General features: G+C 65.4%; 11 protein-coding genes and 1 tRNA gene. 8 read left to right on the forward strand and 4 right to left on the reverse strand.

Translation table 11 applies throughout. The annotated features are described in order from the left end of the window. The first annotated feature begins 172 nt into the window (after positions 1 to 172). The 7 genes from MUN73_RS06985 to MUN73_RS07015 all read left to right on the forward strand — a co-directional run bounded on the left by MUN73_RS06985 (position 173) and on the right by MUN73_RS07015 (position 7,356). Positions 173 to 3,487 carry a molybdopterin-dependent oxidoreductase gene (locus tag MUN73_RS06985; RefSeq protein WP_250139738.1) on the forward strand — a complete coding sequence of 1,105 codons (3,315 nt, stop codon included), beginning with the start codon at positions 173 to 175 and terminating at the stop codon, positions 3,485 to 3,487. Further along, entirely contained in the window at positions 3,484 to 4,167 is a 684-nt protein-coding gene (locus tag MUN73_RS06990; RefSeq protein ID WP_250139739.1) for a 4Fe-4S dicluster domain-containing protein, read from the forward strand. Before MUN73_RS06985 ends, MUN73_RS06990 begins: the two co-directional genes overlap by 4 nt. Further along, positions 4,160 to 4,897, forward strand: a complete 738-nt coding sequence (locus MUN73_RS06995) for a hypothetical protein (RefSeq protein WP_250139740.1) — start codon at positions 4,160 to 4,162, stop codon at positions 4,895 to 4,897. The genes MUN73_RS06990 and MUN73_RS06995 overlap by 8 nt, the downstream gene beginning before the upstream one ends. Beyond that, entirely contained in the window at positions 4,894 to 5,934 is a 1,041-nt protein-coding gene (locus tag MUN73_RS07000) for a cytochrome b/b6 domain-containing protein (RefSeq protein ID WP_250139741.1), read from the forward strand. Before MUN73_RS06995 ends, MUN73_RS07000 begins: the two co-directional genes overlap by 4 nt. Before the next feature lie 138 nt (positions 5,935 to 6,072). Beyond that, positions 6,073 to 6,252, forward strand: a complete 180-nt coding sequence (locus tag MUN73_RS07005) for a hypothetical protein (protein ID WP_250139742.1) — start codon at positions 6,073 to 6,075, stop codon at positions 6,250 to 6,252. Positions 6,253 to 6,404: 152 nt separating this feature from the next. Continuing rightward, positions 6,405 to 7,115: a peptide-methionine (S)-S-oxide reductase MsrA gene (gene msrA / locus MUN73_RS07010; RefSeq protein ID WP_250139743.1), complete on the forward strand. Its 711-nt coding sequence runs from the start codon at positions 6,405 to 6,407 to the stop codon at positions 7,113 to 7,115. Between the two features lie 91 nt (positions 7,116 to 7,206). Beyond that, positions 7,207 to 7,356, forward strand: coding sequence for a hypothetical protein (locus MUN73_RS07015; RefSeq protein WP_250139744.1), 150 nt, complete (start codon positions 7,207 to 7,209; stop codon positions 7,354 to 7,356). Between the two features lie 95 nt (positions 7,357 to 7,451). Here MUN73_RS07015 and MUN73_RS07020 read toward each other — a convergent pair whose 3' ends face one another. The 3 genes from MUN73_RS07020 to MUN73_RS07030 form a co-directional block, all read right to left on the reverse strand. Next, positions 7,452 to 7,592, reverse strand: a complete 141-nt coding sequence (locus MUN73_RS07020; protein WP_250139745.1) for a hypothetical protein — start codon at positions 7,590 to 7,592, stop codon at positions 7,452 to 7,454. Between the two features lie 125 nt (positions 7,593 to 7,717). Further along, positions 7,718 to 8,515 carry a DUF8081 domain-containing protein gene (locus tag MUN73_RS07025; protein ID WP_250139746.1) on the reverse strand — a complete coding sequence of 266 codons (798 nt, stop codon included), beginning with the start codon at positions 8,513 to 8,515 and terminating at the stop codon, positions 7,718 to 7,720. A gap of 241 nt (positions 8,516 to 8,756) precedes the next feature. Next, positions 8,757 to 9,635, reverse strand: a complete 879-nt coding sequence (locus tag MUN73_RS07030) for a thioredoxin domain-containing protein (protein ID WP_250139747.1) — start codon at positions 9,633 to 9,635, stop codon at positions 8,757 to 8,759. A gap of 591 nt (positions 9,636 to 10,226) precedes the next feature. On the opposite strand from MUN73_RS07030, the gene MUN73_RS07035 reads away from it, so the two are divergent. Next, positions 10,227 to 11,867 (forward strand): MFS transporter, encoded by a 1,641-nt coding sequence (locus MUN73_RS07035; RefSeq protein ID WP_250139748.1) that lies wholly within the window; start codon positions 10,227 to 10,229, stop codon positions 11,865 to 11,867. A gap of 160 nt (positions 11,868 to 12,027) precedes the next feature. Here the strand turns inward: MUN73_RS07035 and MUN73_RS07040 are convergent. Next, positions 12,028 to 12,102 (reverse strand) — tRNA-Val (locus MUN73_RS07040). Between the last annotated feature and the right edge of the window lie 9 nt (positions 12,103 to 12,111).

A 12,111-nucleotide genomic window follows, 5' to 3' on the forward strand; every position in this document is an offset into this window, starting at 1 on the left:
GGTCACTTTGTTCTTTGAGTGGATGCTACTCTAGTCCACAGATAATTTTCACAAATATTGGGCAAGCAAATATTCATGGTCGCTAGCGGGGAAGGGGGTCTATGGGAATGGGTATCAGTGACACGGTATCGCGATCGATCGCTTCCCTCGATCCACCCGTGGTGGCACTCCCATGAGCACCGATCAGGAGCCGGTAACGATCGACCTCGATCGGCGCTCGTTCGTGAAAGCGAGCGCGCTCGCCGGCGGCCTGTTCCTCGGCGGCGGGGTCACCGGACACGTCCTCGGTGGGGCACAGGAGGACGAGGACGGCGTCGTCGACGACGCGGATACGTCGAAGGTGATCTGCAACTACTGTGCCGTCGGCTGTGGGTTCAAGGCGGTCAAGGAGGGCGACTCCTTCACCGCGATGGAGCCCTGGCACGAGAATCCGATCAACAACGGGTCGCTCTGTTCGAAAGGGGCCGGTATCCTCGAGACCGAGCACTCGCCCAAGCGGCTCAAACACCCGATGCGCAAGGAGGACGGCGAGTGGCAGAAGGTCTCCTGGAACGAGGCCTACCGGGAGATCGCCGACACCTGGCAGGAGACGATCGACGAGTACAGCCGCGAGAGCGTCATGCTGCTGGGAAGCGCTCACCACGCCAACGAGGAGGCCTACGCCATCAGGAAACTCGCGGCCTTCATGGGGACCAACAACGTCGACCACCAGGCGCGGATCTGTCACTCCCCGACCGTCACCGGGCTGGCGAACACCTGGGGGTTCGGCGCGATGACGAACACGATCAACGACTACCGCAACTTCAACCTGCTCATCATCCTCGGGCAGAACCCCGCCGAATCACACCCGATCGCGATGCAACACATCCTGGAGGGGCAGGCCCGCGGCGGAACGATCGTCTCGATCGACCCGCGGTACACGAAGACCTCGGCGCACGCCGATTACTACTACCGGATGCGGCCCGGGACGGACGTCGCGCTGGTGATGGGACTAATCAACTACGTCCGCGAACAGGGCGAACTCGACGACGAGTTCCTCGACGACCGCGTGATGGGGTGGCCCGACGCCGCGACGGAACTCGACCAGTACGACCTCGAGACGGTCGCCGACATCACCTGGCTCGACGTGGCGCAACTCGAGGAGATCGGCGACCTGATCGTCGAGAACAAGCCCCACATCCAGGTGGAGTGGGCGATGGGCGGCACCCAGCACAACAACGGAACCCAGAACATCCGCTCGTACGCGCTGTTCAGCCTCGCGACCGGGAGTGCGGCCCGATCGGGCGGCGGCCTGCAGGTCATGCGCGGCCACGCGAACGTCCAGGGGGCGACGGACCTCGGCGTGGACGCGAGCATCCTGCCGGGCTACTACGGCGTCGACTCGCCGGGCTCGTGGGAGCACTGGGCGGGCGTCTGGGACGAGAGTCCCTGGACCAGCGGGAGCACCTCCTTCGAGGAGATTTACGACCGGTTCGAGATGATGCCCGACGAGATGTGGAACGCCCTCGAGGTGCCGGCCCAGGTCGAAGAGGAGGAGTCCACCGAGGACGAAGAGGGAGAGGACACCGACAGCGAGGCCGAACAGGAGGGCGAGGAGGACGGCCTCGAGGAGACCGAAGACGCGCCGCTGGAGGAACCCGACCCGCAGTCGCTGATGTTCCAGCGCGGGCTGACCGTCGCCCGCTGGTACGAGGCGGCGCTGGAGCAGGAGAACCGCCTCCTCGAATCGGAGCTCTACCAGCCCGAGCCGCTGAAGATGGCGTTCTTCTGGGGTCACTCGGCCAACTCCATCAGCGAGATGGACCGGATGAAACAGGCCATGGAGAACCTGGACCTGCTGGTCGTCGTCGACGTCTTCCCGGCGGTCGCGGGGACGCTCCCCGACGACGCCGACGTGCTCCTGTTGCCGGCCTCGAGCCAGTACGAGCACGTCCGATCGGTGACGAACTCCCACCGATCGGTCCAGTGGAGCCAGGCCGCCGGCCCGCCGGCGCACAACTCGCGGCCCGACCTCCGGATCATGCAGGAACTGGCCCACGAGATGGGCTTTGGCGAACACTTCGACTGGGGGTCCGGCCCGGAGATCCACAACGGCCAGAGCTCCTACGAGGACGCCCTCCGGGAGATCAACCTCGGCGTCCGCTCGATCGGCTACCAGCAGTCGCCCGAAAAGCTCCAGCAACACCAGGAGTACGACTGGGCGTTCAGCACGGAGACCCTCCGGGCGGACACCGACGGACTGCCCGTCGACGGCGACTACTGGTCGTTGCCCTGGCCCTACTGGGGCGACGACCACCCCGGCTCGCCGATCATCTGGACGAAGGAGGCCGACCCGCGCGACGGCGGCCACGACTTTCGCGAGAACTGGGGCATGATGGCCCCGACCCCGGACGAGTGGGAGGAGATGAACGTCGACAAGGAGTACCCGATGCAGGAGACCTACGATCAGGACGGCGAGGACGGCCTCAACCTGATCGCCGGCTCGTTCGAGGCCCCGTGGTGGGACGACCAGGAAATCAACGGCGTCCCGTCGTACCCGGGCTATGCGACGATCCTGCCGGACGATCGGGCCGACGCGTCGACCCAGACGATGCCGGTCGAGATGGCCCTCGACGAGGAGACGTCGGTGTACGACGCGGCCCAGGAGATCGCCGACCAGTACGACGACGTCGACGTCGATCCCGCGGAGTACGAGGAGTACGACTACGCACAACCGGATCCGCCGACGGGCCGTGGGAAGGCACGAGCGATCGTCTGGAACTTCCTCGACACGGTGCCGGTCCACCGGGAACCCGTCGAGAGCCCGCGACCGGACCTCGTCGAGGAGTGGCCGGCCAACGGCGACCAGACCAACTTCTGGCGACTCGACCAGAACAACGCGACGGTCCAGCAGCGGGCGACGGAGGCGGTCCACACCGACCTCGGGAGCGACGCCGAGGACGGTCGAACCCTCATCATGACGTCGGGTCGGCAGGTCGAACACCAGGGCGGCGGGGCGGAGACGCGAAACAACGAGTACACCGCCGATCGCCAGCCGCACATGTACGCGGAGATCAGCCCCAGCCTCGCGGAGGACCTCGACGTCGTCGGCGGCGACGACCACGTGGTCGTCACGTCGGCCGACAAGGGGTCGATCCTCGTGAAAGCGAACGTGACCAACCGGGTCAACGGCGAGGAGATCTTCCTCCCGTACCACTGGGGCGGAGTCTTCCACGGCCAGGATCGCTCCGACAACTGGCCGGACGGAACCGAGCCGCTGGCGATCGGCGAGAGCGCGAACATCATCACGCCGAGCGGGTTCGACGCGGAGACCCAGATGCAGGAGACGAAGTCGGGCGTCGTCCACGTCCAGAAGGCCACCCAGGGGGTGGTCGACGACCTGGACCTGGAGTTCATCGACTACCCGCAGGACGAGCACGGACTCGGCGGACAGAAGCAGTACGACGTCCGCGAGTGGGACGTCATGGAGGGAGGTGACCAACTATGACACAGCAGGAGCCGTCCGGACCGATGCTGAGCCAGGGCGTGATGAGTACCGGCGAGGGGATGCGGATCTTCCCCGACGTCGAGGCCTGTATCGACTGTGGCGGCTGCGTCGTCGCCTGCAAGCGCACCTGGGATCGCGAGGTCCAGAACCAGCGCATCGACATCACGACGATGGCCGAGGGGACCGCGGGCCCCCAGGGCGAGAACGCCAGCAAGACCGATCGGCTGGTCGCCGGCGAGAACCCCGGCGAGACGAGCCTCCCGATGCAGTGTTATCACTGCGAGAACGCCCCCTGCGTGTCGGTCTGCCCGACGAACGCCCTGCAGAAGGAAGACGACGGCTTCGTGACGGTGACCGAGGACCTCTGCGTGGGCTGTCAGTACTGCCTGTCGGCGTGCCCGTTCGGCGCGCCGCAGTTCCCGGACAGCAACGACGGCACGGCCCAGATCTTCGGTACCGGCGGTATCATGGACAAGTGTACCGGCTGTCGCCCGCGACAGGAGGCCGGGAAGGGGCCCGCCTGTGCCGAGGAGTGTGCGACCAACGCGATCCTCGTCGGCAGCGCCGGCGAAATCGCGGACGAACTCGAGAAACGCGGCAGTGGCTCGTTCTTCAACGACGAGGCCATGGAGATCATCTTCGGCGCGGACGACGCCCAGCACTTCCAGGACAATGAGTGACGACCGACCACCGGACGATCCCGACGATCGCGCCGGCGGGCCAACCGCCCCGAGCGACGACTCGCCCGCAGACGAACCGACCAGCTACCGTGAGGACGGGCCGGCCGACGATCCGGCCGATCGCGTCGGCGACGCACACCCTGACGATGCGCCCGACGAACCGCCTCGCGAGGGACAGGCGAACGGCGGCTACAGCGACGAGCGATCGCAGGAGACCGCCGAGGGAGAACACGCCGCGCCGCCCGAGGAACCGCGCGATACGGAGACCGAAACCGGGACCGGCGGCCTCTCGGACCGCGCCGCGTTCTGGATCAGCGCCCTCATCGGCGTCGTCCTCTCGGTCGGCTCGATCGCGCTCGTCTCGGGCCAGGCCCCGTTCTTCGAGGACCTCCTGCGCGTCCGGCCCACCGTCGAGGGGGGTGGCGTCGGCGCGGACTGGGTCGTCGGCAACACGGAGCCCGTACTCGAGTGGCTGATCGTGCTGGTCCACTTCGCGGACGTCGTCCTGGGGATCTTCATCCTCGTGATCCTGTTCATCCACTGGGCCGCGTTCCGTCGGCTGGCCGCACGGATGCAACCGCCGGGTGCGAGGACGCGCACGCGGGAAACGACCACCGCGACCGACGGCGGCGGAAACACCGCGACCAGCGGCGGCGCGAGTCCCCGTGAGGGGAGCACGTCGCCCGACGATCGCTCGTCCGAGCCGCCCAGCGGAGGTGATCCGACGTGACGAACCTCGATCACGGCAAGTTCTCGCGGGCCACCACGATGTTCCACTCGCTGCTGGCGCTGACGGTGTTCGTCCTGTTCTTTACGGGCTACGCGATCGCGTTCAACACGGAACTGTGGTGGCTGGTCGAACTGATGGGGGGCAACGAGGGGGTGCTCTCGATCCACCGGCTGGCCGGCTTCACGCTGATCCTCCTGACCGGGTTCTGGGTCCCCTACATGCTCATCCGATCGAGCAGTCGATCGAATTTCGGCGAGATCCTGCCGGACCTGCAGGACGATACGGCGGCGTTCGTCCAGGACGTCAAGTTCGCGCTCGGCCGGGCCGACGAACGCCACCCGGCCGCCCGCCAGTTCGCCGGCTACAAGGCCGACGAGGTGCCGCTTCTGTCCTACGTCGGCAAGGGCGTCGTCGCCATCTTTACGATCGAACTGATCCTGCTGATGCTCTCGGGACTGCTCATCTGGCGGAAGACGTGGCTGATCGACGTCTACAACTCCCAGTCGGTCGTGATGGCGTTCGTCGCGTTCCACGGCCTGCTCGGAATCATCATGCTGATGGGGGTGATGTTCCACACCTTCGAGCACGGCTTCCACCCCGCCTTCTACCCGGTCGAGATGAAGGCGTTCCTGCCGAAAGAGCAGACGCCGAACTTCCACGGCGATCCCGAGGAGTACGAGACGACGGGGATCGAGCGCCTCCAGCTCAGACCCTCGTGGCGGTGGGCGACGAACGTCGTCGGCGTACTGGTCGTCGTCGGCATCGTCAGCGTCCTCATGGCCAGTCTCGAGTACGGCGGCTACCCCGTGCCGGACGCGCTCGTGTTCGGCGAGGGCAGCGTCGTGCGGACGATCGGGATCAACGTCGGCATCTTCGTCCTCCTGCTCGGACTCGTGCTCTCGATGTACGGGAACGTCCTGCGAGCGCGCTACATGCGCCAGCGCCGCGAGGAACCGACGGCGGCCAGGCCCGCCGCCGACGGTGGCGAATCCGACGTTCAGGGAGAGGGAACCGCCGCGAGCGGAACCGACGACTGACACTCCCGTTTCGTCCGTTCCACCCCCGATATTCGAACTTTGTATCCCGACGCTCTTCGAGCCGCACACCGCGACGATATCGTCGAAATCCGACCGGTCCGTCGGGGATTTACGTCGCTGGCCGCAGTAGACGATTCCATGGCGAGCCTCGTGTACTCGATCTACGCGATCGCCGTCCTGATCGTCGCCGCCGGGGGCCTCCTCGCGGTCGTGTTCGGGACGCCCGACCCCGGCGGCGAGTCGACCCGCGGCTACGACGTCCTCGCGATCGGCGCCGCCCTGTTCATCCTCGCGCTGGTCGGCACGTTCTTCTTCTAGGGGCGACCGGGGTCCGGCGACGACCGGGACGGCCGGCCGGAGACCCATCCGGCGATCCTGCGCCTGCGCTGGACGGCACCCGGTTTCGATCGGCCCGACCGTCCTCCCGATCGGAGCGGAGGACGCATACGGACGCGGACCCACGGGACCGTATGGGACAGTCGAACGCCGAGGAGTCGACCGGAGAGCGATCGGGCCGGGATCGGGCGATCCGGGACCCGGCGCTCGCGGAACCGATCGGGGAGACGCCGTCGCTGGTCCCGACAGCGACGGCAACCGCGACGTTCGGGATGGGCTGTTTCTGGGGTCCCGACGCCCGGTTCGGGGCGATCGAGGGCGTCGTCCGAACGCGTGTCGGCTACGCCGGCGGGACGACACCGGATCCGGCCTACTACTCGCTCGGCGATCACACCGAGGTCGTCCAGGTCGAGTACGATCCCGACGTGCTGTCGTACCAAAATCTGCTCGACGTCTTCTGGGCGAACCACGACTGGCGATCGACCGCGCCGAAACGCCAGTACCGGGGCGTCGTCCTCGCCCACGACGACGATCAGCGCGAGGCCGCCACGCGGCATCGGGCGGCCCTCGAAGAACGAACCGGCCAGTCCGCCACGACCGCCGTGGAGACGCTCGACGAGTTCACTCGTGCGGAGGACTATCACCAGAAGTACGAACTCCGATCGACGCCGATCGCCGGGGACGAACTCGCAGACCTGTACGGCGACGCGTTCGTCGACTCGACGGTCGTCGCGCGTCTCAACGGATTCGTCGCCGGCCACGGCGACCCGGACCAGCGTCGCGGGTGGCTGTCGCGACTGGATCTGTCGCCGGCCGTCGTGTCGGAACTCCGCAGACGTCTCTGAGCCGCCGATCTCGTTCGTGGACCCGAGGTCGAACCGCCCTTCACGGGGGAGCTATTTTGCCGACCCCATCCTACTAGCGGGTAGAGACGCGATGACCACTCCCTGCGCGAACTGCGGTGAGGCCGTCCCCACCGATCGTTACCACGTTTACCTGGCGACGGACGAGGTCGTCGAGGTGCACCTCTGTGAGGGCTGTCGGTACAAGTTCGTCACGGCGGACTGGGTACAGGCCGTCGTCTAGGACCGGATCGTCATGGCGCTCGATCCGGCCCGATCGACGAGTCGTCGCCGCGACGGGACCGCGATCCGGGACCGATCGGCCCCAGGGTGACGAGATCAGGCGTGCTGGAGGTCGTGAATGCTCACCCAGTGCTCGGTGAACTCGGCCTCGTGATCGCTGGCGTACCTGTTCGCGTCGGCCCAGTCCGCGAACTCGCGATCGAGATCGCAGCTATCGCACCGGAGCTGGTATGCCATACTGTATCGTACTACACGGCCCCGCTTAAACGTTCGTCGCGGGAAATCGCCAGCCGCTGGCTTCCCGGAGCGTGTCACGACCCCTCTCGTACCCATCGCCCTCTCGGTGTCCTTCGTGAACGTCGTCACGGCGCGACCTCGCGAATCCGGACCCCGTACTCGTCCGGCAGATCGTCGACCTCGACGCGGACCTGGAGTACGGAGACGTTCGGCGCTGTGGCTTTCCGTTCCATGATCGCGCGCTGTTCCCGCTCGAACGACGCGTCGCCGGTCTTGATCTCGACGACGTACGTCCGGAGCGTCGCGCCCGTCGACTCGCGACGAGCCTCCGCGACCGCGTCGGGGTCCCACCGCGCTTTGGTGCCGTCGGCCAGCCGCATCGTCACCGCGTCGGGGTCGCGCAGTCGGACCGTCAGGTCCGCTCCGTCGATCCCGAGATCCCGTCGCACGAAGTAGGAAAGCGCCGGCGGGTTCGTCCGCGGCGTCGTCACCAGGGCCTGCCCGATCGCACCGTACTGGTTCGCGCCCGGCTGGAAGGCCCACGTCGTCGCGTCGGGATCGATCGGTTCGTCCCGGTACCGAACCGGCCGTGGGATCAGGTAGGCGTCCGCCCGCGTCTCGTCCTGCGGTGCGACGGCCTGGAGTCGAACGCGAACGCCGCCGTCGGTCGTCATCTCGTCGGCGAACGCCGCCGCCTCCTGCCGGGACCCGAACTCGAGTCGTCGACCCTCCTCCGCGGCGATCGCACCCACTGCGGCGTTTCGCTCGCAGGCACTCGTCTTGAGTTCGAGCACGAACGGGTCCTGGGACGAACGATCGCTGCTCGCACGCTCGGTTCGACCGTCGGCCTGGCGACCGCTCGCCTCGATCGGTTCCTCGTCGTCGAACTGGAACAGGTTCGTCTGGTCGTCATCCCCGGGCACGACGATCACCGTCTCCGTCTGCTGTCGTCACGACGTGTTCCGTCTCTCGTGGGCGTGACCTGAAGGTGGCGATCGACCGTCGTCCACTTCCTTCTCGCCAGTAGCTGGACACCGCGTCGCGGGCTCACGGCGTCGATCAGCGACAGCGGATCGGGACAGTGAGGTCCACCGCGGGGATCGATCGGGGCGGACCGTCGCCGGATCTGTTCTGTCCTGGCGTCGAGTCCGTCACGACGCGGCGCTAGCAGTCGTCGGCGGTGCCGGATGCCTCGTCCGGATTCGATTCTTCGGGTTCCGTGACCCACACGAAGTCGTCGTCTTCGCTCTGTTCCTCGCCGTCGTCCGACGATTCGTCCCCCTCGTCGGTTTCGTCCGTCCCGTCGGTTTCGTCCGTCTCGTTCTCGTCTTCGGAACCGTCTTCGCCCCCGGTGTCTTCTTCGCCCGCACCGTCACCCTCGCTGTCCGTTTCCTGCTCGTCGTCCCCGAGGCGCTTCTCGATCCAGTCGAGAATATCGTCCCTGTCGTGGTGCGGTGCCGTCGTGTCGCCACCAAGTTCGAGGGTCGGGGTGAACGAGACGTCGTCCGCTGCCGCCGCTGCGGCGACCTGCTCGACCTCGTCGTCGTACTCCCCCACCCTGGCACGATCGACGATCGCCTCGGCGTTGGCGACGCCCGCCGATTGGAGTCGCTCCTCGAGGTCGTCGTAGTCGACGGTCCCGCTCGGCGTGTCGGCGACCGTCTCGCGGTGGAATCGCCAGTACCCGTCGGGGTCTTCGTCCCAGACACCGACGTCGACGGCTGCGATGCGCGGATCGCTACTGGAGATGTAGTACGCCGACGTGTCTCCCGGCTCGTAAGCCAGATTGTGGAACTGGAGGGCGAGTCGTCCCGGTTCGACGAACTCCTCGACGATCGCTTCGAGGTTTCCGGCGACGAACTCCTGGGTATAGGGACACTTGTAATTCCCGTAGATCGTGGCCGTCGGAGCGTCGTCGTCGCCCATCGTCGGGTACGCGTACGCGTCCGGGTCCGACGGAACGGGCGCGTCCACGATCGGCGACGATCGACCGGCGGCGACACCAGCGATTCCGAGCAGGGAAACCGTTCCGGTTGCTGTCAATACGGCTCTGCGTGACGTTCGTGGCTCACGTCGCATCGCCCTCGCGTCTCGATGGCTCCAGAATAAACCGGTGTCATCGTTCTGGTCATTCGTCCCGACTTATCGGCTATTGATCCCCTCGCAACGGTACTAGCGAGTTCCTCACCCTGCCCACCGATCGATGCAACTGTTTTGGGCCTCGTTTCGTCCGTGGGTGGGATTGCAAGTCTCGTTTGAACCCCAGCGATCGCCGTTCCATTTCGAGAACGGTGCGACTGGTACCTCCCTCGTTGCCGATCGGTCTCCGCAGGGCGTGACCAGCACAGTTGTAGACGCGGCGGTATATTTAGAATACCCACCACGTCCTGGCCTGGCGGCTCTCGGATCGGCATGTGGACTATTCGGTCGTGTGGGTGGAATCGACCTGATAGCCTCCCTGCCCCGACGGGCCGGACAGTAGCTTTGACGCTCGGTGCCTAACCAGGTCCATGCTATTTGGGGGTCAGCAGTGGTAGACCACCTATGCCCCCAGCTGGCCCTCCGTCCACCGGGAGTACTCGTTCCTCCACGGATTTACAGACGAGAGTACAACACTGGGCCCCAGCGATCGCCGTGAGTCTGACGACGTTCATCGTGGTCCTCAATGCATCCCTGATGAACGTGGCGATCCCCACGATGGTGGACGAGTTCGATACCACGGTTACCGTGATTCAAGGGGCGGTTGCACTCTACTCGCTGGTGACGGCTGCGCTGGTTCTCCCAGCCGGTACGCTGCCGTCTCGCCATAGTATTCGGCGTGTACTGGCAGTCGCACTGATCGTCTACGCCGGTGGGACGCTGGTGGCGTCGATTAGCTGGAATACGACGATCCTCTATCTCGGCTGGTCAGTCATCCAGGGTACCGCGGCCGCCGTGATTTTTCCCCTGACGTTCACTGTATTGATAATCAGCTACGAAGACGATGACCGGGCGAAGGCATTCGGACTGTTGGCTGGTGTGAGCGGGGTTGGATCGACTATTGGACCGATTATCGGTGGTGCACTCACCACGTACGCGAGTTGGCGGTGGGGGTTTGCGCTCCAACTCGTCGGTGTGGGGATTATTCTCTTTTTCGCTCAGTATGTGAGTCCGAACCCGCTGACAGAAACACGCAGTTCGCTGGATAAAGGCGGGACAGTGTTGTCCATCGTCGGTGCGACGTCGCTCGTCACTGGATTCCTTCTGAGCGGGAAGTATGGATGGTTAGTGGAACGGCGGCCGTTCGTCGTCGGCGGGATGCAGTTCAATCCGCTTGGGACGTCGCCGGCGATCTGGCTTCTCGGGCTCGGACTGCTCGCGTTCGCCGCGTTCGTTCAGTACGAACGCCGACTGGAACGGGCCGGGAAGTCGCCGCTCGTTCCGCTGCACGTCCTGACGAACCGCCCGTTTTTGGCCGGTGTTCTCACATACAACATTCGCTCGATCGTCTCGGCTGGCTTCTTTTTCATCTTCCCGGTCTATCTCCAGGCAGTACTCGGATACACCGCCTTCGAAACCGGGCTCGCGCTGTTACCGTATTCACTCGCGTCGATCCTCTTTTCGACGTTTACACCCAGCTGGCGGAAGTACGTCTCGCCGAAGACGCTTATCCAGGTCGGTATCGTTTGCATGGGCGTTGCACTGGTGCTGTTGTACGAGCAGACGGGCCCCGGTCAGACGATCGTCAGGATGGCTCTCCCGGTGGCGCTTTACGGGGCCGGCGTCGGACTCGTACTGGCACAGATCACCAATATGACGATGTCGGCCGTCCCGACCGCGTACTCCGCCGAGGCGTCCGGCGTTCTGAACGTAAGCTATTCGATCGGATTTGCCCTGGGGACAGCAGTCGTCGGCTCGTATTTTCTCGGGCGGTTCTACGGGAGCGTCGTCGATGGAGTACTCCGAGCGGAACACGAGACCGTTTCGGCCGAGCAACGAAATGAGCTGGTGATCGCACTCGAAGATGCAGCAGAAACGGCGACCGAAGCCACGCAGCAACAGTTCCTGAACCAACTCACTCCGACGCAACGGCAGTTGCTCGAGGGGATCTTCGAGGCTGCGATGTTCGACGCCCAACGGGCGGCGCTGCTCCTCCTGGTACTGGTCGTGTTGCTCCTGCTTCTCGCATCGACGTTCTTACCGCGGCAGATACCGGACGCCGACGACGAAACCGACCCCTCCGAATCAGCCCAGGATTCGACGCGTGAGACGTCTGAAACGGCCGTGGATGACTAACCGAAACAACCAATCCGGACGCCTCGAATGCGAGCCGACATCCGTTCGATCGGCACAGTGTGGATCGAGAGGTCGCAGGTGGCTTCCGATCGATGTACCCAGGACAATGTCGACTGCGATCGCACCGGAGTCCGTCCTTCGACTTCAGTAACTGAACGAGTGGGTTGGGGCAGATTTGAACTGCCGACTTCCTCCGTGTGAAGGAGGTATCATAACCGGACTAGATCACCAACCCGCACCGGGA

Origin of the sequence: Halosolutus amylolyticus, assembly GCF_023566055.1 — an archaeon.
Lineage (GTDB): Archaea > Halobacteriota > Halobacteria > Halobacteriales > Natrialbaceae > Halosolutus > Halosolutus amylolyticus.

Coding starts and splice junctions, on each gene's coding strand:
- MUN73_RS07005 (WP_250139742.1), top strand. CDS start 6,073: ATGGCGAGCCTCGTGTACTCGATCTACGCGATCGCCGTCCTGATCGTC.
- msrA (WP_250139743.1), top strand. CDS start 6,405: ATGGGACAGTCGAACGCCGAGGAGTCGACCGGAGAGCGATCGGGCCGG.
- MUN73_RS07015 (WP_250139744.1), top strand. CDS start 7,207: ATGACCACTCCCTGCGCGAACTGCGGTGAGGCCGTCCCCACCGATCGT.
- MUN73_RS06985 (WP_250139738.1), top strand. CDS start 173: ATGAGCACCGATCAGGAGCCGGTAACGATCGACCTCGATCGGCGCTCG.
- MUN73_RS06990 (WP_250139739.1), top strand. CDS start 3,484: ATGACACAGCAGGAGCCGTCCGGACCGATGCTGAGCCAGGGCGTGATG.
- MUN73_RS07020 (WP_250139745.1), bottom strand. CDS start 7,592: ATGGCATACCAGCTCCGGTGCGATAGCTGCGATCTCGATCGCGAGTTC.
- MUN73_RS06995 (WP_250139740.1), top strand. CDS start 4,160: ATGAGTGACGACCGACCACCGGACGATCCCGACGATCGCGCCGGCGGG.